Origin of the sequence: Gardnerella piotii (assembly GCF_003397585.1) — a bacterium.
In the GTDB taxonomy this organism is placed as follows: Bacteria; Actinomycetota; Actinomycetes; order Actinomycetales; family Bifidobacteriaceae; genus Bifidobacterium; species Bifidobacterium piotii.
Window position 1 is genome coordinate 1,325,218 of the sequence record NZ_QJUV01000001.1, and the last position, 25,964, is coordinate 1,351,181.

Annotated in this window: 19 protein-coding genes and 1 tRNA gene; 7 read left to right on the top strand and 13 right to left on the bottom strand. The window is 42.5% G+C overall.

The genetic code is table 11. From position 1 onward, the window contains the following. Positions 1-71: 71 nt before the first annotated feature. The 4 genes from rpoB to D0T20_RS05680 all read right to left on the bottom strand — a co-directional run bounded on the left by rpoB (position 72) and on the right by D0T20_RS05680 (position 6,307). The gene (gene rpoB, locus D0T20_RS05665; protein ID WP_060785614.1) at positions 72-3,638 is read right to left on the bottom strand and encodes a DNA-directed RNA polymerase subunit beta; all 3,567 of its coding nucleotides are present in this window, start codon (positions 3,636-3,638) and stop codon (positions 72-74) included. 200 nt (positions 3,639-3,838) lie between these two features. Next, positions 3,839-4,615 carry a peptide ABC transporter permease gene (locus tag D0T20_RS05670; RefSeq protein WP_116438658.1) on the bottom strand — a complete coding sequence of 259 codons (777 nt, stop codon included), beginning with the start codon at positions 4,613-4,615 and terminating at the stop codon, positions 3,839-3,841. Positions 4,616-4,679: 64 nt separating this feature from the next. Further along, on the bottom strand, positions 4,680-5,348 hold the full coding sequence (locus D0T20_RS05675; protein ID WP_082258759.1) for a tRNA (cytidine(34)-2'-O)-methyltransferase: 669 nt from the start codon (positions 5,346-5,348) through the stop codon (positions 4,680-4,682). A gap of 11 nt (positions 5,349-5,359) precedes the next feature. Beyond that, positions 5,360-6,307 (bottom strand): DMT family transporter, encoded by a 948-nt coding sequence (locus tag D0T20_RS05680; RefSeq protein WP_016786684.1) that lies wholly within the window; start codon positions 6,305-6,307, stop codon positions 5,360-5,362. Positions 6,308-6,535: 228 nt separating this feature from the next. Between D0T20_RS05680 and D0T20_RS05685 the strand changes: the two genes are divergently transcribed. Further along, positions 6,536-6,620 (top strand) — tRNA-Ser (locus D0T20_RS05685). An 89-nt stretch (positions 6,621-6,709) separates the two neighbouring features. On the opposite strand, the gene glf is transcribed toward D0T20_RS05685, so the two are convergent. From glf to D0T20_RS05720, 6 genes are all read right to left on the bottom strand, one after another. Then, complete coding sequence (gene glf / locus D0T20_RS05690) at positions 6,710-7,936, bottom strand: UDP-galactopyranose mutase (RefSeq protein ID WP_116438659.1); 1,227 nt, start codon at positions 7,934-7,936, stop codon at positions 6,710-6,712. Positions 7,937-8,014: 78 nt separating this feature from the next. Beyond that, a complete protein-coding gene (locus D0T20_RS05695) occupies positions 8,015-9,187 on the bottom strand; it encodes a glycosyltransferase family 2 protein (protein WP_116438747.1) in 1,173 nt (390 codons plus the stop codon). A gap of 19 nt (positions 9,188-9,206) precedes the next feature. Then, on the bottom strand, positions 9,207-10,103 hold the full coding sequence (locus D0T20_RS05700) for a glycosyltransferase (RefSeq protein ID WP_116438660.1): 897 nt from the start codon (positions 10,101-10,103) through the stop codon (positions 9,207-9,209). Between the two features lies 1 nt (position 10,104). Next, positions 10,105-11,250, bottom strand: coding sequence for an acyltransferase family protein (locus D0T20_RS05705; RefSeq protein ID WP_162862697.1), 1,146 nt, complete (start codon positions 11,248-11,250; stop codon positions 10,105-10,107). Beyond that, positions 11,243-13,177 carry a rhamnan synthesis F family protein gene (locus D0T20_RS05715; protein ID WP_116438661.1) on the bottom strand — a complete coding sequence of 645 codons (1,935 nt, stop codon included), beginning with the start codon at positions 13,175-13,177 and terminating at the stop codon, positions 11,243-11,245. Before D0T20_RS05715 ends, D0T20_RS05705 begins: the two co-directional genes overlap by 8 nt. 92 nt (positions 13,178-13,269) lie before the next feature. Further along, positions 13,270-14,556, bottom strand: a complete 1,287-nt coding sequence (locus tag D0T20_RS05720) for a glycosyltransferase family 2 protein (protein ID WP_116438662.1) — start codon at positions 14,554-14,556, stop codon at positions 13,270-13,272. Positions 14,557-14,710: 154 nt separating this feature from the next. Between D0T20_RS05720 and D0T20_RS05725 the strand changes: the two genes are divergently transcribed. Continuing rightward, positions 14,711-16,405 carry a glucosyltransferase domain-containing protein gene (locus D0T20_RS05725; protein ID WP_116438663.1) on the top strand — a complete coding sequence of 565 codons (1,695 nt, stop codon included), beginning with the start codon at positions 14,711-14,713 and terminating at the stop codon, positions 16,403-16,405. A gap of 39 nt (positions 16,406-16,444) precedes the next feature. On the opposite strand, the gene D0T20_RS05730 is transcribed toward D0T20_RS05725, so the two are convergent. Together D0T20_RS05730 and D0T20_RS05735 are read right to left on the bottom strand one after the other, a co-directional pair. Next, positions 16,445-17,416 (bottom strand): glycosyltransferase family 2 protein, encoded by a 972-nt coding sequence (locus D0T20_RS05730; protein WP_116438664.1) that lies wholly within the window; start codon positions 17,414-17,416, stop codon positions 16,445-16,447. 65 nt (positions 17,417-17,481) lie between these two features. Then, entirely contained in the window at positions 17,482-18,324 is an 843-nt protein-coding gene (locus D0T20_RS05735) for an NAD-dependent epimerase/dehydratase family protein (RefSeq protein ID WP_116438665.1), read from the bottom strand. 177 nt (positions 18,325-18,501) lie between these two features. Here D0T20_RS05735 and D0T20_RS05740 point away from each other — a divergent pair, with 177 nt between their 5' ends. The 5 genes from D0T20_RS05740 to rfbA all read left to right on the top strand — a co-directional run bounded on the left by D0T20_RS05740 (position 18,502) and on the right by rfbA (position 23,779). After that, a complete protein-coding gene (locus tag D0T20_RS05740) occupies positions 18,502-19,365 on the top strand; it encodes an ABC transporter permease (protein WP_162862698.1) in 864 nt (287 codons plus the stop codon). A gap of 152 nt (positions 19,366-19,517) precedes the next feature. Then, positions 19,518-20,189: an ABC transporter ATP-binding protein gene (locus D0T20_RS05745; protein ID WP_373271617.1), complete on the top strand. Its 672-nt coding sequence runs from the start codon at positions 19,518-19,520 to the stop codon at positions 20,187-20,189. Positions 20,190-20,269: 80 nt separating this feature from the next. Further along, positions 20,270-21,304, top strand: a complete 1,035-nt coding sequence (gene rfbB, locus D0T20_RS05750; RefSeq protein ID WP_004129905.1) for a dTDP-glucose 4,6-dehydratase — start codon at positions 20,270-20,272, stop codon at positions 21,302-21,304. A gap of 118 nt (positions 21,305-21,422) precedes the next feature. Continuing rightward, on the top strand, positions 21,423-22,865 hold the full coding sequence (locus D0T20_RS05755) for a sugar nucleotide-binding protein (RefSeq protein WP_116438667.1): 1,443 nt from the start codon (positions 21,423-21,425) through the stop codon (positions 22,863-22,865). A 14-nt stretch (positions 22,866-22,879) separates the two neighbouring features. Then, complete coding sequence (gene rfbA, locus D0T20_RS05760) at positions 22,880-23,779, top strand: glucose-1-phosphate thymidylyltransferase RfbA (protein WP_016636204.1); 900 nt, start codon at positions 22,880-22,882, stop codon at positions 23,777-23,779. Positions 23,780-23,893: 114 nt separating this feature from the next. Here rfbA and D0T20_RS05765 read toward each other — a convergent pair whose 3' ends face one another. Continuing rightward, complete coding sequence (locus D0T20_RS05765; protein ID WP_162862699.1) at positions 23,894-25,852, bottom strand: GH25 family lysozyme; 1,959 nt, start codon at positions 25,850-25,852, stop codon at positions 23,894-23,896. Positions 25,853-25,964 lie beyond the last annotated feature (112 nt).

Here is a 25,964-nt window from a genome sequence, read left to right on the forward strand (position 1 = left end):
AAATTGTTTTTCTAAGTTTCTTAATGATTAGTGATTAGTGATTAGTGATTAAAACACTTGTAACACTTGTATCACTGGTATTCAGGTTCTTGAATAACTTGGTCTTCTTTGGCAGACGAATCTGGTCGTGCACCAATATTAAAGCCCAAATTTTCAGAAGACGACACCGGATCATCATCTTCATCCTTCATGTCGATTGCCACTCCTTCGGAGTTAAGCACCTCAACATTCAAGGAGAGCGACTGCATTTCCTTGAGCAACACCTTAAAGGACTCAGGAATACCAGCAGGTGGAAGATTATCGCCCTTAACAATAGCGCCATACACGCGCACGCGACCGTCAACGTCATCAGACTTTGTGGTCATCATTTCGTGCAATGTGTACGCAGCGCCATAAGCCTCAAGCGCCCACACTTCCATCTCACCAAAGCGCTGGCCGCCGAACTGAGCCTTACCACCCAACGGCTGCTGGGTAATCATAGAGTAAGGACCAGTGGAACGAGCGTGAATCTTATCATCAACCAAGTGATGCAGCTTCAAGATGTACATGTAACCAACAGAAATTGGCTTAGGGAATGGTTCACCAGTGCGGCCGTCAAACAATGTTGCCTTACCGTCGGAGCCAACAAGCTTATTGCCATCGCGGTCCGCAAGCGTAGTGCTCAAAAGACCCTTCAAGGTCTCTGGGCGCACGCCGTCGAACACTGGAGTTGCAACAGGAGTGCATGGATCGCCGTGCTCGGCGCCTTCTGGCACGTACTTCTTCCAAGCGGCCTCAAGGTCTGGATCCAAGTTAATATCCCAGCCTGCGTGAGCAATCCAACCCAAGTGAAGCTCGAGCACCTGGCCCAGGTTCATTCGAGAAGGCACGCCCAGCGGGTTAAGCATAATGTCTACTGGAGTACCATCCTCCAAGAATGGCATATCTTCTTCTGGCAAAATGCGAGAAATAACACCCTTATTACCGTGACGACCAGAAAGCTTATCGCCTTGCGTAATCTTACGATGCTGAGCAATGTACACGCGAATCATTTGGTTTACGCCATTTGGAAGCTCATCGCCATCGTCTTCAGCGTCTTCACGAGTGATTTCCTTAACAGCAATCACAGTACCAGTTTCGCCGTGAGGCACACGAAGCGAAGTGTCTCGAACTTCGCGGCTCTTTTCGCCAAAGATTGCGCGAAGCAAGCGCTCTTCTGGAGTAAGCTCGGTCTCGCCCTTAGGTGTTACCTTACCAACCAAAATGTCGCCAGCTTCCACCTCGGCACCAATGCGAATGATACCGCGCTCGTCGAGGTTTGCAATAGCGTCTTCGCCAACGTTTGGAAGGTCGCGAGTAATCTCTTCGGCACCAAGCTTGGTTTCGCGAGCATCAATCTCGTACTCTTCAATGTGAATCGAAGAAAGCGTATCGTCTTGCACGAGTCGCTGAGAAATAATCACAGCGTCCTCGTAGTTGTAGCCGTTCCAAGGCATAAACGCAACGAGCAAATTCTTGCCGAGTGCAAGCTCACCCTTGTCTGTTGCAGGGCCATCAGCCAAAACAGTTCCTGCTTCCACGCGCTCACCATCTTTAATAAGCGGCACCTGGTTGTAGCAAGTAGTCTGGTTGGAGCGCTGGAACTTAGAAAGCTTGTAGCTAGATTGAGTTCCGTCATCGTTCATAACGCGAATAATATCCGCAGAAACGTAGGTTACAACGCCTGGCTTTTCGGAAAGAATCACGTCTCCAGAATCAACTGCAGCACGCCATTCGGAACCCGTACCAACAAGTGGACGCTCCGACTTAATAAGAGGCACGGCCTGGCGCTGCATGTTGGTACCCATCAAAGCACGGTGGCCTTCATCGTGCTCCAAGAATGGAATCAAGCTTGCGCCAAGGGAAACCATCTGACGTGGAGAAACATCCATGTAGTCAACAGTGCTTACAGGCACATCGACTGCCTCTTCTTCGTCCACGCGAGCAAGCGCCTGCGTGCCAACAAAGTTGCCATTTTCGTCGAGTTCCTGGTTTGCCTGAGCAATAACATGCTCTGCTTCGCGGTCTGCAGTCATATATTCGACTTCGTTAGTCACATGACCGTTAACAACCTTACGATAAGGCGTTTCAATAAAGCCGAATGGATTAATGCGACCAAAGGTTGCAAGCGAACCGATAAGACCGATGTTTGGACCTTCTGGGGATTCGATTGGGCACATACGACCAAAGTGGGATGGGTGCACGTCTCGAACTTCCATAGATGCGCGGTCTCTAGAAAGACCACCAGGACCAAGAGCCGAAAGACGACGCTTGTTCGTAACGCCTGCCAAAGGATTGTTTTGATCCATAAACTGGCTGAGCTGGGAAGTTCCGAAGAACTCCTTAATCGTAGCGTTAACTGGTCGAATGTTAATCAATGACTGTGGTGTAATAGCCTCAGCGTCTTGAGTTGTCATGCGCTCGCGCACAACGCGCTCCATGCGGCTTAAGCCAGTACGAATCTGATTCTGTACAAGCTCGCCAACCTGGCGGATTCGGCGGTTTCCAAAGTGATCAATATCGTCTACGTCTACACGCAACTGCACATCTTCGCCATCGCGCTTGCCTGGGAAGGTCTTTTCGCCAGCATGCAAAGTAACCAAATACTTGATTGTGGCAATAATGTCTTCGCGATTCAAGCTGCGATCGTTGTAATCCGCTTCCAAACCAAGCTTGCGATTAATCTTGTAGCGACCAACGCGCGCCAAATCGTAGCGCTTTGTGTTGAAGTAGAAGGATTCGAGCAAATTGCGACCCGCGTCGGCAGTTGCGGTATCTGCTGGACGAATCTTTCTGTACAAGTCTGTAAGAGCATCGTCTTGAGTATCGATTGGCTCTTTTTCTAGAGCGTCAAGAACAAGAGGATAACCCTGGAATGCTTCGGCAATTTCTGGCTTAGTCATGCCGATTGCCATTAAGAATACGATTGCAGACTGCTTGCGCTTTCGATCTACGCGCACGCCAAGAACATCGCGCTTATCAATCTCGAACTCAAGCCACGCTCCGCGACTTGGAATGATTTTTGCGCCAAAAACGTCTTTATCGGAAGTGCGATCTTGCGTGCGATCGAAGTACACGCCTGGGGAACGCACAAGCTGAGACACGATTACGCGCTCAGTGCCGCCAATAATGAATGTTCCGTGTGGGGTTTGTAATGGGAAATCACCCATAAAAACAGTCTGGCTTTTAATCTCGCCAGTTTCGCCGTTTTCAAACTCTGCATTTACGTACAAAGGAGCGGAATATGTGTAATCCTTCTCTTTGCACTCAAGCACAGTGTGACGTGGCTCTTCAAAATATGGATCCGAGAATGTGAGGCTCATTGTCTCAGCAAAATTCTCGATTGGAGAAATCTCTTGGAACACTTCTTCTAGACCAGAGACGTGTGGCACAGTGTGAGTGCCATTTGCCTCATCTTCTTCGACGCGCTTCTTCCAACGCTCGGAGCCGATCAGCCAGTCAAAGCTGTCGGTTTGCACACCGAGGAGGTATGGCACATCGATTGGCTCACAAATGGAGCCGAAATTCACACGATCCGACGCTTTGTGCAACTTAATGCTGTGCTCGTCGGCACGCGCGATGACTTTGGTGGTGTTCGTCGTAGCTTGTTCAGCAGCCAATGGACGTTCCTTTATCGCTAGCTAGTTTTATTAATCCTTGGGAGCTTTAGAAAATCGCAGCAAACGCGCTTAAAATCAATGATTTTGGGTTTGCGGGCGCCTTCTTCGGTTCCTTGAGTATGCCCGCTATATGACACACCGTGTACAAAGAAACGATTTTACCCCTTCGCTTCGACTTTTTAGCGTCATTTATGCAGGCACTAGCGAACAGAAATAACCACGGGATTGCTTTGCAACCCTGCTACGTCTTTATGCTCGATTTGCGCAATGTATGTTCCGCGCGAAACTTTAGGCAAATCGGAGTCATTCGCGCAATTTTCTCCACTTGGCGTGCCAATCGTAGCGTTTGCATTCCAAGTAAACTTTTTATCGTACGAATCGCCTTTTGCCATAAGTAGCGGCTTGAGTGGAATTATGCACATATCTGATTGCCATTGCGGAACAACTGCTTGTGCAGACTTGTCTTTCGACTTATTCGACTGATTCGACTTATTTTGCTTATTTTGCTTATTTGACTTATCGCCTTTTGCGCCAGAAGAATCGCCAGCTGCTTGCGATGAACCGCCTGCGCTTTGGCCTATATTCAACACCATTCTTCCGCTCGAAGCGTCAATCCTGCATGAATCATCGCCTTCGTAAACAATGTGAGCGTTAAACTCTAAAGTTCCACCCATTGGAACAGCTTGAGACGAAGAAGATAGCTCAATTCTAACGTCTTTTGCACTGCATTTTTTTATGACTCCAACAGGCCTTGGATCTGGCACAAGCTGTTTAGATAGAGTAACGTCTGAATGTTTGTTTATAGCGGTTCCGATTGCGCTAATGCCCTTAAAAATGCTGACTATGCAAAAAATGCAGAATACTAAAACAGCCAGCAGCCCCACGCAAACTACGATTCGGCGGCGAATGTACATGCGGCGGCGCGCAGCACTAATCTTCCGCTTCGGTTTACGTTTTAACACAGGCATATTAACCATTGTAATGCATGAGTAGTTTTAAGACTATTTTTGGCTATTTATGACGATTTCTAGCTATTTATAACTACTTCCCGCCCTCAAATCCAAGCTGACGCCACGCCTCATAAATGGCGATTGATGCGCAATTCGTAAGATTTAAGCTTCTAAGCGAAGGTCGCATTGGCAAGCGAACCTGTTCCGCAACATGCGGGCCTGCCATAATATCCATTGGATCTGGAATATCTCCTGGTTCTGGTCCAAAAAGCAAAATATCGTTCGGCTTATACTCAATATCTGTGTAAAGTTTTGTGGCGTTTGCAGTAAACGCAATTATGCGAGAATTTGGCATTGACTCAACAAGGTTTTCAAAATTCGGATGCATAACAACGTGTGCCATATCGTGATAATCAAGACCCGCGCGACGAAGCTTTGTGTCTTGAAGATTAAATCCAAGCGGCTCTACAAGATGCAAAATCGTACCAGTTACCGCGCAAAGGCGAATCGCAGAGCCTGTATTCCCTGGGATTCTAGGCGAATAGAAGCACAAGTGCGGAGTCTGAGTTTGCGCAGTGCTTGCATCTTGAGCGCTTAGCATGGCATCCATAACGCTGATTGGATTTCCGTGCGCGTCTGTTACAAGCTCGTCTGGGCCGTAGTTTGACTTTCGGTAGCCGTACTCATACATCTGCTCTACTCGATTGACTGGGTTTTGCGCATCTGGGTTTTGTAAATCCGTGTTTTGTGCATCTTGCATATTCGTCATAATCACCTCAATAAAATCATCATAATAAAAATAAGCGCAAATCCTGCAAAATCAGCCCACGAGAACACAGCTCCCGTAAACACAACAGCCGTGATTGCAGCCATAACAGGCTCGCTCGCGCCTAAAAGCGTTCCGCGCACAGATCCAACTCGCATAATGCCAGCCAAAAACATCCAATATGCGCCAAAAGTTCCGCCAACAATTGTAAAAGTAAACAGCAAATACGCGCTCAAATCTAAAGGAGGCATTGTTTGCCATGGCTTCACAAATGGCAGCATAATAAGACCTGCAATAATAAACGTGATTCCGTTTACAGTAAGATTTCCCCATTTTGCAATCAATTTAACTGGCATAATCGCAAGCGCCGCCGTACTCGCAGCATCTGCTAATCCCCACAAAAGTCCCATCAACGGCAGCGAAAGCGAGCTAAAATTGCCGCCCGTTGCCATAAGCGCAGTTCCTGCAAACGCAAGCAAAACACCAATGTTTTCGCGCAAAGTCGGAGTTCTTTTTGACCGCAAACACACGTAAACAAGAACAAAAAGCAGATTGAGGCTTTGCAAAACGGTAGCTGTTCCAGAGTTAGTCCAGTCGATTGTAAAAAGATACGCAACTTGCGTTAAAAGCACGCACACAATACCTGTTACGACTAGCATTGGCCATGATTTTTTTGTGCTTAATGCGCCAACGAGTTGCTTGCGATTAACAATTGAGGCAACAATTACGAATAGCACGCCTGCAGCAAGCTGACGAACGCACGCGATTTGCAGCGGACTTACAAGGTATTTAGACATTAGAATCTTAGAAACAGTAGCGTTTGTGCCCCAAAGCGCGCCGCCAAGAATTGTTAAGATTATGCCAATCATCATTGTGCGCGGACTATGATCAACTGCAGGATTCGGTTTTTTAGGTTTTATTTTTTGGATATTCTTTACAAAACCAACATCCATGCTAAACACCTTCTAAACTTAAATCCTGTATTTGCTAATAATCCTGTAGTTTTGCGCATCTGTAGTAAGTCGCAAATCGCAAATCGCTTACTACATATGAAAAATCTACACTATCATATAATCAACAACACGCACATAATCAACAACACGCGATTTTGCATTATCCGCACACTATGTTATCTTATTTAAGTTGTCTTTTGTTATGCGATTTAGCACAATGATTGACGTGGAGAATTCGCCTAGTGGTCTATGGCGCACGCTTGGAAAGCGTGTTGGTGTGACAGCCTCACGAGTTCGAATCTCGTATTCTCCGCGAGTAGGGTTTCTAGCCAATCGCTAGAAGCCCTTTTTCATACTTATATACTTTGCGCCAGCCTTACTTACGCTGACTTTTACTTACGCTTAACGCGCAATAAGTGGCGCTACTTGCGATTCGTAAGCGCGCAAAGCCATATCAATCACATTGTGCATATCGTAGTAACTGTACGTTCCCAATCGACCACCAAAAACAGTGTTCGGCTCAGCCACTGCAAGCTCCGCATAGCGCGCATACAATGCTTTATCTTCCTCAGTATTCACAGGGTAATACGGCTCATCCTCGCGGCTGGCTGCGCGAGAATACTCCTGCCAAACAACAGTCTCCCCAGCTTTAACGCTTTTACCTGGCACAAAATCAGCATCGCAGCTAGCTTCACCGCTAGCCTCCGTAGAAACCTCCTCGCGCTCTGGATTAAAGTTCTTAAACTCAATCGCGCGCGTAAACGGAACATCAGCATCCGAATAGTTCATAACTGGGCAGCCAAAGTGGTCGCTCTCCTGGTAACGCACTTCCTTAAAATCAACGGTACGCCACTTTAACTCGCCAAGCGCGTAGTCAAAATACCTGTCCACTGGCCCCGTATAAACCACTGGCACTCCAGCTTCCGCCAGCGCGCACTTGTTAAACGGCTGCGATTCGTCGAAAAAGTCCACGCCAAGCGAAACATGAATTAGCGGATTATCAATCATGCGCTGCATCCAAGCCGTATATCCGTCCGTTGGCAATCCTTCCCAAGTGTCTTTAAAGTAGCGATTATTGTAGTTAAATCGCACAGGCAAGCGCTTAATAATTCCAGCAGGCAGCTTAGAAGGATCCGTTTGCCACTGTTTTGCCGTGTAATTCTTAATAAACGCCTCGTAAAGCGGGCGCCCAATTAGGCTAATACCCTTATCGTTTAGATTTTGCGGATCTTTACCAGCAAACTCCCCTGCTTGACTTGCAATAAGCGCCTTTGCTTCTTCTGGCGTGTAATGCGCGTGGAAAAATTGGTTAATTGTACCTAAGTTGATTGGCAACGAATACACTTCGCCATCATGCGTTGCATAAACGCGATGCACGTAGTTAGTAAACGTTGTAAAGCGGTTCACATAATCCCACACGCGCTTATTGCTTGTGTGGAAAAGATGCGCACCATACTTGTGAATTTCAATTCCCGTTTGCTCGTCAAAATACGAGTAAGCGTTGCCGCCAATGTGATTACGCACGTCAATAATCTCAACGCGAGCGCCAGCGCGTTCTGCAGCCTGCTGAGCTACAGTTAAGCCGAATAATCCTGCTCCAACAACCACTAAATCTGGGTATTCGCTCATTTTCCCACTCATTTCTTGCTTTCTGATTTACACTTTACTCTTCGATTTTTAATTGCATTACTTTATGTTTTTAATGCATTACTTCATATTTTTGATTTTGCAATCGTAGATTATTTTTTCAAGATTCCTAACACACGCCATCGTAAAACATTGCGCGCGCTGTAAAATCGTAAGCTTTTTAACAGCTGATTTAGCAAATTCTACGTCTTTAGCATAATTTTTTTCGTATATTTTTTGGATTTCTGCGTCGCTATTTTTTCCGCCATTAAGCGTATTTTCTCCGCTTTTCATCGCGCATCGCTCGTAACGCAAATTCCCAACCATTGTGTAGTAGCTTCTTGCTGGCAAAACGTTGTGCTCTAAGCACAAATCCCAATTTGCTCGAACTGCGTCTATATGATCGTGGTAAAAGCCCGCGTCTCGCATTTTATGCGTTACGGAATCCGTGCGTTGCAGCCAGTAATACAGCACTTCGTCCACATGTGCCACGCAATTCATGCGCGAGTACAGCACGCTTGCCATCGCCGTGTCTTGCGCAAACTTTCCTTCTGGGAATCGCACTCCCTGCCAAACCTCTCGCTTGTACAGCCTGCACCAATTCGCTTCGTTAAAGTAGAGCGCTTCGCTGTTTTTGCCCAGCTTGTTTCCGATTATTCTAAATATTTTGCAAAATACAGTTTGATACGCTTTTAGCGGATTTTCTACGATTTTTATTTGAGTCGCGCTCTCTAAACGCGCGGTTGCTTGCGATTTTTCCGTACCTAATCCGCTCGCGCTCAAACCGCGCGCACCCAATCCACGCGCACCCAAGCCACGCGCACCCAAGCCAGCTTCTCTTTTAATCTGCTCTAAGCTACTTATCCCAAATTGCTGCCATTTTGCTTTGCTCATGCTAGCTCCGCTTTGCAAAAGCGCGTTTAACAAAATCTCAATATTTTTGCAATCTAGAATATCGTCATTGTCTGCAAACGCTATAAATTCCCCACTTGCTGCATCAAGCCCTGCGTTTTGCGCGCGCGATATTCCGCCATTTTGTTGGTGTATTACTTTAACTCGCGAATCTTTTGATGCGTATGAATCGCAAATTTTACCCGAGTCGTCTTTGGATCCGTCGTCTACTAAAATCAGCTCTATGTTTTTGTAAGTTTGCGCAAGAATCGAGTCCACGCATCCGCTCAAATATTTTGCAGAATTGTAGACTGGCACGATTATAGAAACTAGCGGATTTTCGTTTTTAGCATAATTTTCCATTGCTATCATTGCTATCCTTTCAAACCGCGTTCTGCTCTGCTTTACAAGATGAGATTTTGCGCATTTGACGAATCTTTTGCTGCCCATCCTTAAATCCGCGTATCATCGCGTGAATCTTAGCAAATTTATTCTTTTCCCACAGCGCAACAAAAATCATATCTCGCACAACTGCACGCAACGACTTAGCGTACGAGTATGTTCCCATTTTGTAGTCCACTACTTGCATATTTCGCGCTATGTAGTACTTGCGATTTGCGTTGTGATTCCACACGATTGGGTGTTTTATAATCAAGTTTATTGAGCGCGCTTTGCCGATTTGGTGTTCCATTATAACGTTTTGGCACTCTACGATTTTCCACCCAGCGCGCACTAGTCGCCTTGAAAAGTCGAAGTCTACTCCGTCAATTTCCAACCATTCGTCAAATCCGCCGATCTTAGCCCACGCTTCTACGCTTGTTAAGCTTCCAGACGTTATGCATTCGTCTTCGTGACACTTGCTGTGTAAAATCGTGCCGTCTAAACGGTTTTTTAGCAAAGAGCATACAATTGCGATTTTTGCATTTTTTGCATTTTTTTGATTTACAAGACTTCCCTGATTTTCCAGGATTTTCTTGTATTCGCTAATCATGTTGTTTGGCACAACAGAATCGTCGTTAAGCGTTAGAACCCAGTTGAAACCTTGCGATTTTGCCCATTCAAACACTTGCGTCAATGCTTTTGCAAAACCAATATTTTGACTGTTTTTAACTAAAGTCACGTTTGCGTATTTGCTCACAACTTCCTGCAAACTTTTAACATTTTTAGACGCATTGTCTACGATTATTACGCGCTCTACTTGATTGCATAGCGCTTCTAAACACGTGCTTACGTCTGTTAAAGTTGGATTATAGGTGATTATTCCAGAACAAATACGCATCTTAGTCCAAACTGCGATTCGTGCTGCTACTATCACTGCGATTTCTCACAGCACTTTCAACACGATTCTTGCTACTACTTTTCACGCAATATTTGCTCGCAAAACCAACAATCAAGTTTGTAAAACGCTTGAGCATTACAGAAAGCACAAGAATCACCACAAACTCTGCGATTAGCAATCCGTACGCTTGCCAGCGATTAAGCCACACAGGGTATATTACTGTAAACACTTGCATTATTAACACGTGGTGAACCAAAAAAATCGGGTACGAATATGCGGATATAAACTTTGTACACGCGCTTAGTGGCTTAAAACTTTTAACAAGTTCGCCAATATAAGAAAGCAACAAGAATGCAAATATTCCTACAATCGTAACGGCAATATTGCCTTGCAAAACATGCGTTAATTGTTGTGCTGCAAGAATCACAAAAGATACTGCAGCAAGCCAATGCGGCACTTTCTTTATGAACTTTACAAAAATCATGCCAAATACTAATTCTGGCAATCTTGTTGTTAAAAGAATGTCGGACGGCACTCGCGGAATCTGGTAAAACATAAAGAACACAACTGTTACAACATATAGAGCCAACACAATGCAAACAGTTGCTATTGGCATTTTATTTACGCCAACTCTTAAAAGTGGAAACACTATGTAAAACAGTATTATGAACCCTAAGAACCACTCGCCTAGAACATAAAAAGTGCCTACACCGAATGCAGAAGCGTAGCCATCCATTCCAAAAAGCGAAAAAATTGCTGTTATTTTATGCCTTGGTACAAAAATATAGCCATTATTGCGAATAAACAGTAAAATATTCGCCACTACAAATGCCACCCAGAACATTGGATACAACGTTTTTGCGCGCTTTGTGTAGAATGTGCGCAAATCCAGGCTTTCTCTATCGCCATAGTTGTACATAAGAGCAGCGCCAGAAATAATCAAAAATAGCGATACTCCTAATCCGCCAATGTAAATTCCAAATGGCCTATTTACAAAGAATCGCGTAGGCTCCAAATACGGATTGTTAAAATGAGTTACAACAATCAAAATCGCAGCTATTGCGCGAATCCAATCCAAATAGAAAAGTCGCGGTTTTTTTGCGCGCACGAGTTTTGGCAACGATGTTTCTACGCTTATATCACTCATCTTCTTTACCTTTACGACCAATGTGTACAATTCTTTGAGCTATGTACAAAGCCTTATAAAATACGCGTTTTGCAATACTTTTTAGCACTCTTAAAACAGTGTAGCGGAAGCGCTTTCCGCGCATTACTTCTCTACAAGTTTCTTCCAAATTGTGCTTAATCCACGGCGTGCTAACAGATTTTGATAGTTCTCGAACATCGAATTCTAGATTCGTCATTTCTATTCGCGCAAAGTGGTCGGAGAATATGTATGCGTCGTAATATCCGTTGGCTTGCGGCACATACCCGTATGCTCGCTCTATAAAGTGCAACAACGTTCCGTCTATTTTTAGCGGTTCTGCTGGGAAATCTTCGTAAGTCCACTTTCTATCCAATAGCCCGTGAAGTGCTTTTGTACGGAACCAAAACATTGTGCCAAGCGGAGCTATAGCGTCTTTGTTTTCGTCTAACGGAACGCTAATTCCTAACGTTTTTTCTAGGAATTTCTTTGTGCCTTCAAAGTTTGGACCCCAAGTGTATGTAAATCCTGGGAAGTAGTCTGCGTGATTTGGCGGCGTTGGCATTGCCATTCCAAGTCGCGGATGCGTTTCAAATAGATTTATAACGTTTTGCACATACTCTTTACTTGCAAGAATATTCTCAAAGCACTTGTATGCGAATCCGTCGCCTATGCTTCGAGGAGATAATTGCGTTACTTTTTTATCGTGAGCAAAGCATACGTAATCGTACTTCATAAGATCTGCGCCGCCGCCCACTAAGAATGCGCTCACATCTCTACCGCGATTTTCAATCAACCGCACGTCTACGTTATACGGAAGTTGTTTCACGCGTTGTTTCACGATTTGCTGGTTTTCTTTCGATCCTACAGTTAGGATAATATCCGATCCTTCTGGCATGGATTGCACATATTGAATCGTTTTTTCAAGCAAATCCATGTAATACAAATGCATACACAACGCGACTTTTGGCTTAGATGTAGGCTTAGCAGCAGTTGCAGTAGATGTTGATGTAGCTGTTGATGAGTTTTCTACAATCTGATTTTGCGGCAAAATGTATCGCAAATGAAGATTCTTCATCAAATCTGCCATATTCATGCTTCGCAAAGCATTTTCCCAAATCAAATCCGTGTTGTAATCGGTGTGATCCCGCAAATACTCGTATAAGTCTAATGCTTGGTTTCCAACAGATTGCGTAGAAACATCGGAATAATCGTGGAAGAAAGACCTGCGCTTAAAAATCGGGCAACGCTTATATTCCACAATCTGCCTTGCAGCATACGTTATTGGACCGTAAGAGTAGCCTTCTAAATCACTCGTATCAACGTATACAGACCACTTGTAACCCTTATCTGCAAATCGCTTTGTAAACACAGATTCATGTAATCCAACCGACTCAAAGTAGCTGTTGATTGGTGGAAGATTATTCCAATAATCCTGAAAATCTTTGGATTGAACAAAGCTTTTTCTGTATGCGTGAAAATGCGATTGAATATGCTCTGGCAAATATCCGTACGGACTGTATCCAAACGGGTCTCCATTAACCTTATGAAACTTTGTTATGCCCCAAAAATCAAGGTCTTTTGCGTTCATAGCGTTAAACATTTCGCTAAACGGATAAACTGGCCCCATAATCGTAGCGTTAAATAACACTACTTCGTCAAACTTTTCCAGATTCTCCCAACCGTAAGAATCCATTGCAGTTTTGTACGCCCACACGTCAAAACCCTTGTTTTCGCGCAAAATAAACTTATTCGCATAGCTTTTAAGCATTGCTTTGCTTGGTTCGTCGATTTTGCCGTTTACTACAATCGCAAGCTCGTTAAAGAATGGTTTGAATCCATCAAGCAACGTAGACACATAACGGTCTGCGTGACCTTGCGCATCGTAGAAGAAGAAAATGCCCAAGCGCTTTGGATTTTCCAAAATCATGTTATCTCCCGATTTACCTTTAATTATCCTTGATTATTCTATTGTGTAATTTTGTAATTTGTTTAATCGCAAATTTATTTATTTTTTAACTTTTACTTATCATTATTTGGTTTAGTTAAGTTTTTAATTGACTTTTTTATCTTTTTTGCAAAACGCTTATACGCTGGCATTGCATCGTAACGTTTTTGCGCTTCAATTTGCAAACGCTTTTGTTCTTCTTCATATCTTTGCTTATGAACCTGCATAATATGCAAAGACATTAAGTCTACTTGCTCAGCATAAGTTGCGTTCTGTGAACCATTAAAACTATCTGGTTTAATGTTTCGGTAAACGTTAAGAAGAGCATCACAAACGGAGCCGTGTTTTATTACGCAATCATCTTCTACAACTTGATTCATAAGGTGCACAAGCTCTTCGAGCACAATCAAGCACGCACGCTCTAATCCCCATGTTTCAATAACAGCGTTTATGGCTTCTTGAAAATCCTCGACTTTTAGACGTGTAAAGAACTCATCTTTTACTATTTTCAAAGCGCGATTATTAAACCATTTTGCAGCTTCTTCAACGGTTTGCTTGTGACTTTTCATCGAAGACTCTTTAGCAAAATCGCCAGCAAAATCGTAAACAGCGCTTACAACATCTTTAATGTATTGCTGTTCCGTGCTAAATCTTTCAACGCTTATTTTAGATCTTCCAGAAATTCCTCTGCCAATATGGTATTTAAGCGCGCGGAACGCCGTTAAGTCCTTCAAAGTATTAGCAGAAGATGCCGTTACAAAGTATTCGTATGCGTCTTCGACTTTAGTGAGTCTAGTAGAAACTGTTTTTTCAAAAGAAGCGCGTATTAAATCGCCATTAAAAAGTGCTGTTATTACATTCCAAGGCATCCAATGCGGAAAATCGCTAGAGAACGACGATTTTATAATATTGTCTCCCGATTGATCCCCATTGGTTTGCGCATACATTTGATCGTAACTGTATGCAAAATCTTCGTCCGATTTGCCTTCTGGATGAATAGAAACACCAAAATGCAATATATCTGCGGGATGACTACTAACGTACGAGTAAAGAACTTCGCAAGTTTTAAGCTCAATCTCATCGTCTGCGTCAACAAAAAGAACGTAATCTCCGCTAGTTGCCTTAACAGCGGTTTTACGAGCCATGTGCAATCCGCCATTCAAAGCCTTAGCAATAATTTTTACTCTAGAATCTTTTTTCTCGTAATCGCGAAGAATTTGCAAAGTATTATCTGTACTAGCGTCGTCAACAACAATAATCTCAATGTCTTTAAGAGTTTGATTAATAAGTGAATCCATACATTGCTTAATATACGGCTCCTTGTTATACGCAGGAACAACTATGGAAATTGCAGGATTCATAAATCGTCTCCATTGCACACTAATCAGTAAAACAGCACAAACCATGTCTATTGTACTACTAAACGTAATCCTTATAGCTTGTTGAGCATGTATAGAATCTTATAATACAATTGTAAGTAGCGCATGTAGATTAAACGCATAGAAGGGTTGTAGTATGAATCAAGCAGACTCTAGTTGTATTAAAGAATTAAACACTAATCAACTACAAGATTCAGCTACACTTGCAAAATGCGGCAAAAAAAGCAACTCAACTAGCACAACTAGAGCAATTATAGAAAAAACATATTCTTTTAAAGACTTCATTTATTTTTGTAAATCTAATGTTGTTGAACTTGCAATAAGCGCAATTTTTTTGATTATTGCATACGGTCAAAAAGCTTTTTCTAATACTTTTTCTATAGACACAGAAGAGATGATCTCTAGATCTAAGGCTCTTTACAATTCTTGGATACGCCTAGAACGCTTTGGATTGCTAGCTTTTAAGTACGTTACAGGAAGATACTGGTATAACAATTCATTAGCTGGAATCTTAATGATTCTTGCGCTTTTTGCCTCCGCAACAACATGGGCATATTTGTTTAGCAAAGCGCACAATTTAGGAACAAAATTCCACCCAGCTTTATTTATGATTCCGTTTATAAGCGCTCCTATTCTTGCAGAAATGCTTGGATTCTTGCTTATGGGAGATGACGTAGCTTGTGCGCTAATGTTTGTTAGCATATCGCTTATGTGTGCGCATAACGCGTACCAAAATCGCAAGCAACTTAAGACTCTTTTAACGTACACATTAATGGCACTTATTTTTGCAATTTTTGGTTTTACTCTCTACTTAGCAATGACTACTGTTTTTGTTGCTGGAACAGCAATGATTGCATTAATGGTTAAAGGAAGCTATGCATGCAAATTCAAGAACATAGTAGCCTACGTTTTTACATATATTTGCGTGTTTATAGCAAGCTATGCATGCTATGCGATTTTGAACAAAATTGTTATCGCCACTAACCACACCTTCGTTGATCCGTACATTAAAGAACAAATGCGTTGGGGTAAAGACCCTATATCAACAATCATTCATGCTATACTTTCGCATGCAAAAAGCATGTATCTAGGAAGAACAATATTCCATAGCGTATTTATAACAATCGCATTAATCGCTTTAGTGTTATTAACTATTGTTCAAGTGATTCGTAAAGAGCTTAACGCTTTTACTATTATTTTTGCTATTGCTATAGTTGCAAGCCCTATGATGATGAGCGTAATACTTGGCACATCTGGAATAGCACGAACGGAACTAACCTACCCTCTTGCTGGCGCTTTTGCATGCATGTATTTGTTGCATTACATTATGCAATTTAGCAAAAAGACTTTAACAACGATTATTGCGTGCGTTCTTCTTGCAATTATTGGATTAAGTCAGTCGTTTACAGTAAATCGCTTGTATTACACGGAATACATGACTTACAACCAAGACTATTACATTGCTCAAGATGTTGCTAGAAGAATAGAAGCAATACAAGCAAATCATAAAAATCCGCTTAAAGTAGTATTCGTTGGCAATCACATAGCAGACTACAATCCTAGTGAATTTAAGTCAGATCAGCTTGAACTTATTGGGCGATCAATGTTTGAGATTGGATTCTCAACTCTTCACGGCACATGGGTAAAAGCTGGTTTTATACGCTCAGCTACTGGATTTAAGATGGAAACTCCTGTATTAGAATCCGCTTATATAAACGCAGAAAAGGCCGTACAAAATCTGCCTTCTTGGCCTTCAAATAAATGCACTACTGTTTTAGATAACAAGTATATAGTCGTAAAATTCTCTGAACCAGTGCAAAATAAGCACTAAGTAGAAGTTAAGAATTTAGATACCTAGATACCTAAATACCTAAATAGTAGTTTCAATCTCGTAACGTGGGCGATGCTTAGATTCCATATAAATCTTTCCAATATATTCGCCCACAATGCCGATTGAAAGCATAATCAATCCGCCAATAAACCACATTGAGAACATAACAGAGCCCCAACCAGCAACTGCTTTCCCTTGCAAAACGGAAACTATTACGTAAACAAATACGCATAGCGAAACTAAAATAGACGCGAATCCTGCAAATGTTACAAAACTCAAAGGCTTAGTAGAAAAAGACGTAATGCCGTCTACAGCAAACGAAATCATCTTTTTAAGCGGATACTTAGACACACCAGCTTTGCGCTTACCGCGTACATACTCAACTTTTGTTGACTTAAAGCCGATCGACGGCACTATGCCACGCAAGAAAAGATTAACTTCTTTGTATTCCAAAAGAGCTTTCAACGCATTCTTGCCCATAAGTCTATAATCGGCATGATTTGGAACGGTTTCTGCGCCCATCCACTTAAAAACACTGTAAAAAGCTAATGCAGTATTGCGCTTAAACCACGTGTCTGTTTCTCTAGACGAGCGAACGCCATACACAACCTCGTAGCCTTCCACATATTTTGCAATAAATTGATCAACAACATCAACATCGTCTTGCAAATCAGCGTCCATGGAAATTGCAGCATCGCAACCCGATTTATATGCTGTAGTTAAGCCAGCAAGCAAAGCATTTTGATGACCGCGATTATGCGCAAGCTTTACACCGCCAAAAAGCGAAGGATTCGACTGGTGTAAATCGCAAATAATATTCCAAGTTGAATCTCTAGAACCATCATCCACAAAAAGAATACGGCTAGAATCCGAAATAATCTTATTTTCAATAAGAAAAGTAACTTTGCTTAAAAGAATACTAGAAGTCTGCGGAAGAACAGGCTCCTCGTTGTAGCAAGGAAGAACAAAATATATGCATGGGCGCTTAACGTTTTGCAATGTTTCACGCAATGTTAATCCTTTCTAAAAACCATAATTTAGCATTAAAAATCCAGAAAAGTTACGATTTGCAATAACTATTTTAGAAAATCACTCATAATATTTTGGATTTTGCTATTATCTCCCCAAACTGCTGGAGAATCGTATGGTCTATCTGGGAATGCGCCATACTCAAGCGAAATATCAAGATTATTCTCGCGAATGTAGCGCTCAACGCGATCCGCAAGCGAAACAGGCTCACCCGTGCAGCAATTAATTACGCCATTTACTTTATCTTGCAAAACGGTTGCAGCAATTTGCTTAGCCAACACGTCTACATTAATAAAATCGTACTTGTTTTTTCCAGTAGTAAACGGAAAAGTCTTCTTTCCTTCAAGAGACGCTTGAAGGAGCTTAGAGAAAATAGAGTTTCCACGAGCGTCGTCGCCAACAATGTAGTACGCACGAATCCATTGAACAGTGGCATCATACTCTTTGCCCAAAAGCAAAGTAGCTTCACGCAAAGCATTCTTAGAAATGCCATACATAGAAGCTGGCTTGCAAGGCGTGCTCTCGTCAATAGCGCCCTCCCAGTAGCCAACTTCGTGCATAGAACCCATAACAGCAATCTGCTTTAAGCCACCCGAAAGCATAAGACGAATAAATCGATAATGATTCGATAAATCTTCCATGTGAGTGTCTGCAGCATGCTTAAAACCGTTGCGCCAAGCCATGTGCAAGCAAACGTCTGGAGACCCAAGCTTTGCAAACAAATCAGCATCATCGCTAAAAATATTCGCTTCAATACGCGTTGCGCGCTCATCAACACCATCTAAACGCAAGTCGGAAGCAATTACGCTAGCGCCTGCATCTAAAAGAGCTTTAACAACGTGACGACCAATATATCCACCAGCACCAGTAACAAGAATTCGCTTACTCATAATTTTTCAGTTTAGCAGCGTATAAAAACTTTCAAACATGCCAAGCACAGTAAAGCTATAAACAAAAGCAAACTAACACAAAACACGTGATAGTTATTAGCACAAATCAATCCCCAAATGTAAACTTAACAAAGTTATACGTGCATGCACACTGCAAATTTTGTAAGAAAGGCAGCGATGACAACAAAGTCTGACGCCATCTATCACCCTGGTAGAAGCAAAGGTCTGATTGACATTCCAAGATACCTTTATTTGCTTGGCTTACTTGTAAAAAAAGAAGTACGCATAAGATATCGCGGTTCTTGGCTCGGTATGGCTTGGACGTACGTAAAGCCAATAACACAATTTGTAGTGTTCTACGTTGCAATGGGAATTTTCTTAGGACTTGGCCGCGGAGGTGGCATTCAAGCCTACCCACTGTACCTTTTTAGCGGAATCATAGTAACAAACTTTTTTGTAGAAGCATTCTCTAATTGCACAAGATCAATACTTTCTAATGCTGGCTTAATACAAAAAATCTATCTTCCTAGAGAACTATTCCCACTTGCATCGCTACGAGTTGCTTTTGTACACTTTTTCCCACAAGTAATCGTGCTTATAATCGGAGCATTATGCATGGGGTGGATTCCAGATTTTGCAGGCGTAATAGTGGCAATAATCGGATTTATTAGCGTGTGTACGTTTGCGTTTGGTCTTGGATTATTCTTTGGAGCAATAAACGTTTTTTATAGAGATGCAGAAAACATTACAGACTTGGTAGCAATGGTTGCTGTATGGCTTGCGCCGTGCTTCTACACGTGGCAGATGGTTGCAGCTCACGCACCACGATGGGTTTTAGAGATGTATTATGCAAATCCTATTGCAATAAGCGTTGAAGCATTCCACCGCGGATTCTGGCTAAATGCCACAGATCGCACTTTCCAATTTGCAGGAGCTTGGTCTTTAAGACTTTGCGAAAGCCTTGTAGTTGCATTTGCTGTACTACTTATTGGCGAAGTTACATTTAGACATCTTGAAGGCAAGTTTGCTCAAGAAATTTAAGCTTACTAAGATTTTGTGGATTTTACTTTTAAGAGCAGCAGGAGTTATATATGAATAAGCCTTATAACACACTTCCAGAAGACGTTGTGTTAAGCGTTTCTAACGTTACTAAACGATTCTCGCTGCGAGCAAATCATTCGATTAAAGAGTCGATTGTAAACTTGCTAACACCGCCGTCTAAAAAGCACGAGACACAAAACTTTACAGCTTTAAGCAATGTTAGTTTTACTATTAAACGCGGCGAAACTGTTGGACTAATAGGCATGAATGGCTCTGGAAAGTCCACTATGCTTAAAATGCTTTCTGGAGTTATGCAACCAGACGAAGGCGAAGTTTGCGCGCGCGGAAGAATCGCAGGACTAATCGAAGTTGGAGCAGGATTTGCTGCCGACTTAACTGGTCGCGAAAACGTGTATCTTAACGGCGCAATTCTTGGAATGACAAAAGAAGAAATAGACGATAAATACCAATCAATAGTAGACTTTAGCGAAATAGAGCCTTTTATGGACACAGAAGTTAAGTTCTACTCTTCTGGAATGTTCTTACGATTGGCGTTTTCTGTAGCAGCGCACAGCGATCCAGACATATTCTTAATCGACGAAATTCTTGCAGTTGGAGACGAAGCTTTCCAACACAAGTGCATTACTAGGCTTAAAGAGCAGCAAAAACGAGGGCAAACAATGGTAATTGTTTCGCACAGCGAAGATCAGATTAAGCAACTTTGCTCTCGCTGCATAGTGCTGTCTCATTCACACATGATTTACGACGGTGAAGCCGAGCCAGCATTTAACGCAATGCGAGAAAGCTTAAACAATAAAGCATAAACGAAAATCTTAAGCAATAAAACTTAAAAAACATAAACAATAATCAAAACTAAAAAGCAAAAGGCATATAAGAGGATATTATGGAAAACATGAGTAACACAACAAACTTTGAGCCAAAAAACATAATTGTAACTGGCGGATGTGGCTTTATTGGGTCTAATTTTGTGCACTACGTAGTGAACAATCACCCAGAAACGCACGTAACAGTATTAGACGCGTTAACGTACGCTGGAAATATTGAAAATATTGCAGGATTGCCAGAAGACAGAGTTGATTTTGTGCACGGCAATATTTGCGATGCTGAGCTTTTAGATAAGCTTGTTCCAGGGCACGACGCGATTGTGCACTACGCTGCAGAATCGCATAATGACAACAGCATTGCAGACCCTGAACCATTCCTTAAAACCAACGTTGAAGGCACTTTTAGACTTCTAGAAGCAGTTAGAAAGTACGGCATTCGATACCATCACATTTCCACAGATGAAGTGTACGGAGATTTGGCATTAGATGACCCAGCCAAATTCACAGAGGAAACGCCATACCACCCATCCAGCCCATACAGCTCCACAAAAGCTGCAAGCGATATGCTGGTACGCGCATGGACCCGCACATACGGTTTGCACACAACAATCAGCAACTGCTCAAACAACTACGGACCATACCAGCATGTTGAAAAGTTTATTCCTCGACAAATCACAAATATTTTAGAGGGTATTCGACCAAAGCTATACGGCCAAGGATTAAACGTGCGAGATTGGATTCACACTGAAGACCACAGCAGCGCTGTTTGGACAATCCTAACAAAGGGAGAACTTGGAAACACATACCTGATTGGCGCGAACGGTGAGAAAAACAATATAACAGTTTTGCGCATGATTCTAGAAATGATGGGCAAAGATGCAGACGACTTTGACCTTGTAAAAGATCGCCCAGGCCACGATCGCCGTTATGCAATCGACAGCACAAAATTGCAAACGCAGCTTGGATGGAAGCCAAAGCACACAGACTTTACAACAGGCTTAGAGCAAACAATCAAATGGTACACAGAAAATCGAGCATGGTGGGAAGGCGCTAAAAGCGCAACCGAAGCGAAATATAAAGCACAAGGACAGTGAATCGCATAAAAGTCAAGCTTGCTTGTACGAAGATTGCATGCAACTTGTATGTAATAGTTTGCAAATCTAGCCAAAAATAGTCATAAATCTAATAAAAATAAAGAATTTGCAGGATGCTATGGAATTTGAAAAAGAACTAAGCGTTACAAAAACCAATATTCCAGGTTTAATCGTGTTCGATCTTCCAGTGCACGGAGACAACCGCGGATGGTTCAAAGAAAACTGGCAGCGCGCCAAAATGACGGCTCTAGGTCTCCCCGACTTTGGACCTGTGCAAAACAACATTTCGTTCAACGAAAAACGCGGAGTAACCAGAGGCATCCACGCAGAACCATGGGATAAATACATAAGCATTGCTACTGGCGAAGTATTTGGCGCATGGGTAGATTTAAGACCAGGGCAAAGCTTCGGTCAAGTGTACACAACCACACTAAACCCAAGCAAAGCAATCTACGTGCCTAGAGGCGTAGGAAACAGCTTCCAAGCTTTGAAAGACGGCACAGCATACACTTATTTAGTAAATGCACATTGGTCGCTAGAGCAAAAGAAAACATACACTTTTGTAAACCTTGCAGACCCAGATTTACACATTAACTGGCCAATACCGCTCGAAGAATCCGAGCGCAGCGAAGCAGACTTACACCATCCAATGCTAAAAGACGCAAAGCCAATGGCGCCAAAGCGCACTCTTGTAACTGGATGCAATGGTCAACTTGGTCGCGCAATACAAAACTATGCTAAAGAGCATGATTTAGAAGGATTTGAGTACGTAGACTTAGATAGCTTCGATATAGCAAATAAAGACGATTACAACAGCTACGACTGGGATTTGTACGGAACGATTATTAACACTGCAGCATACACGTCTGTAGATGGCGCGCAAACGCCACAAGGGCGAAGAGCCGCGTGGAATAGCAACGTTAAAGGAGTGGCAAATCTTGCAAAAATTGCGCAAGAACACCACATTACTCTTGTGCATATTTCAAGCGACTATGTTTTTGACGGCACTCAAGAAAATCACAAAGAAAACGAAGACTTTGCGCCACTAGGCGTGTACGGCGAAACAAAAGCTGCAGCAGATTCTCTAGTAGCAAATGTTCCACAGCATTATATTATTCGCTCAAGCTGGATTGTTGGGCAAGGACGAAACTTTGTAACGCGAATGATTGACTTTGCAAACCGTTGCAAAAATGGCGAATCTGTTAGTGTTCAAGCACCAATAGATCAAACTGGCAGACTCACTTTTGCAAGCGACTTAGTAAAAGGCATGTTCCATCTTCTAAACACTCAGGCACAATACGGAACATACAATCTTACAGGATCTGGCAAAATCGCGTCTTGGCACGATATTGCTAAAAAAGTGTTTACACAACTTAATGTAGACACAAGCAAAATCGAAGCAAATCGCGTAGACGATTACACGCGCATATCTAATGGCTCTCCTAGACCACACAAGTGCGCACTTGACTTGCAAAAAATCGAGTCCACTGGATTTACGCCAGGCGATTGGGAAGATTTGCTTGAATCTTACGTAAATAGAATTGAACAAAACAACAAGTAAAGGATGTTTCAAAGATGAAAGGCATTATTCTTGCTGGCGGTTCTGGCACACGCCTATACCCACTTACTACAGTAACGTCTAAGCAGCTTTTGCCAGTTTACGACAAGCCAATGGTGTATTACCCTCTTAGCGTGCTTATGATGGCTGGAATCCGAGATATTCTTGTGATTTCCACTCCTCAAGACTTGCCGAATTTTGAAAGGCTGCTTGGAAGCGGAGAGCAATTTGGAATCAACTTATCTTACAAAGTTCAGCCATCGCCAGACGGACTTGCTCAAGCATTTATAATCGGAGAAGAGTTTATAAATGGCGATTCTTGCGCGCTTGTTCTTGGAGACAATATATTCTACGGAAATGGCTTGGGAGCAATTCTAAAGCGCGCTGCACACGTAGAACACGGCGCTACAGTATTCGGCTACTACGTAGACGACCCAGAAAGATACGGCGTTGTGGAATTTGACGAAAATCACAAGGCCGTTAGCATAGTAGAAAAACCGGAACATCCAGCATCGAATTATGCTGTTACAGGCTTATACTTCTACGATTCCAGAGTTACAGAGTTTGCAAAACAAGTTAAGCCGAGCGCGCGCGGAGAACTTGAAATTACAGACCTTAACAAAATGTACTTAGAAAATGGCTCTCTAAACGTTATGACTCTTGGCCGCGGATACGCGTGGCTAGACACTGGCACAATGGACTCGCTTTACGAAGCGGGCGAATTTGTGCGCACAATAGAGCGAGCGCAAGGGCTGCCAATCGCAGTGCTTGAGGAGATTGCGTACGAAAATCAGTGGATTAGTCGCGAGCGTTTACTTGAGTCTGCAGAAAAATATGGTAAAAGCAACTATGGCAAGCACTTAAAGCAGGTTGCTGAAAATCGCATTATTATATCTAAAGATTTGTTTGAAGATTAGTAAAATAAATTAATAACTTAATTTAACAAAAAGACCGAGCTGTTTACGCACGGTCTTTTTATTTTATTTACTGACTTTTTCTATCTTTACATAAAGTTACATAAAGATTAAGAATCACACTCCAAAAGCATAAGTCTTAGTGTCTTGAAGCTTACCATCTTTTGAATACGCTTCGAAATGAGTCCAATAAATTCCAGGATGAGGACTCCACAAAGCCCATGGCCCCTTAAATTGGCTCACCCACTGCTTAGCGTTGTAATCGTAAATCTTAATAATCGTATATCCACTAGGATTATTCGTTACAGCGCCTAAGAGAACGCTACTTCCTTGCCAAGCTGCGTAAGTTCCAGAAACAATCGTTTTTCCAACAAACTCAGGCTCAACAGGATTATTTACTTGGTAGTGGAAGGCAATTGTTTTAGTTCCAAGAGACTTATAAGTGTAAGCATCGCGAACTTCGCAATGAAGCCAATAATCGCCATTGCTTGTTACCCAAGATGCCCAATTGCCAACACTCCAATCAGAGATTGTATTCCATTGCTTAGTGGATAAATCGTAAGAAAGCCAACGATATTCCAAGCGTCTATTCAAATTGCCTGTAACAGCAGCTCCAACAGCAATATCGTTATTGCGAATAATCCACGTAAAGTCTACGCTAGTTTGCGTTACTGGAGAATTTGGACCAGTTCCAAACGCGCTAACATCAACATTTCCATCAATACCAGATATGCGAGCCTTAGACGTGTACTGCCATCCGCGCAACGCCGTTCTAATGTTAAATAGCGGAGTTGCGCCGTAGCTAGCAACCCAACTTGCTCGATCGTGAATGTATTGAGAATTAAGCGGGCCTTTCAAATAGTTTGCATACGAGTAAATGCCAAGATTTGTGTATCCTGCGTTATACAGCTGATTCCACCAAGACGAAACAATGTTTTGGTAAACGTATGGGCTAGTTGGAGCAGTGTGGCCAGCCCAAACCCATTTTTCAAGATCGTAGTAAACAGGATAAGAAAGGTCGCCTGGGCTAACGCCTGCACGCCTAAGAAGACTTGCAACGTCTGCGCCCTCGTTAGCACCATCTTCTGGTTTTTCGGCGTAAGAATACATGTAGATTCCAAATGGAATACCTAAACGCTTGCACTCTCTAATATTTCGCAAAGCGTATTTATCGTAGCCGTTTTCCCAGCCGTAACTAATACGTATAATCGCGCCTTCTACGCCAGCTGCCTTAGCTGCAGCCCAGTTAATTTCTTTTTGATGTTCGGAAACATCAATCACGCCACTAGCATTGTATGCAAACAGGCTTCCATTGCCATCATAGAATGCCTGAGTTCCGTTGTAGTCTCCCCACCTAGTGCCAAAGCCGTTTGTTGGCAAAGAAATCTTACGCACCGATCCATAAGTTGTATACGTGGAGGTTCTAGATTCTAAAGCTTGTGACTCCTGGCTCTTTTCGTTTGAGTCAGTTTCTTCGGGATTTTTTTGATTAGAGCTTATAAGAACAACCTTGTTTCTTCTAAGAGAACGCTTATTTTCAACACGCTTTTTGCTAGAAATCGGAGTGTTATTGGTGGTAGAAGAATCAGCATTAGTGCTGCCCGAATTTTCGCGCTTTATCTCTTTTCGCAAATCGCCAACAGTTATAGGCGTAAAGCGCTCACCGTTACTTTTAGCTAGTGGATCTGGCTGCTTATCTTTAGTTCCAACAAGCTTAGAGTCGGTAACAGTTTGGCCAGTTTTAAGTGACTTTAATTCTCCATTATCTGCAATCGCATACTTTGAAGAAACAACTTCGTCTTTGTTTGTAAAGGAAGATGCCACTTTTTTAGGCAACTTAGAATCATTGCGTGAATCGCCATTAGAAAACGCATTTAATTGATCTTCTTCAACAGTGTTAGTGCCATTATCTGACAATTCCGCACTATTTTCACCATCTGCGACATCTGCGACTTTGGAAGCAACATTCTTAAAATCCAAACGATTTTCTACTTTAAACGCAGGAGCAGAATTTACAACAAGAGCTGTTGCTATAGAAACTAAACTTGCAATTACACGTACAATAAACTGTCCCAAAATCCCTCCAGACACATGTTTTACGTGTTTAACTGTTACAACAATACCAACATGCGCAAACAGCTTAAAACATGTGTGTATGAAAACAAAATGGAATCAAATAAGAACAAAA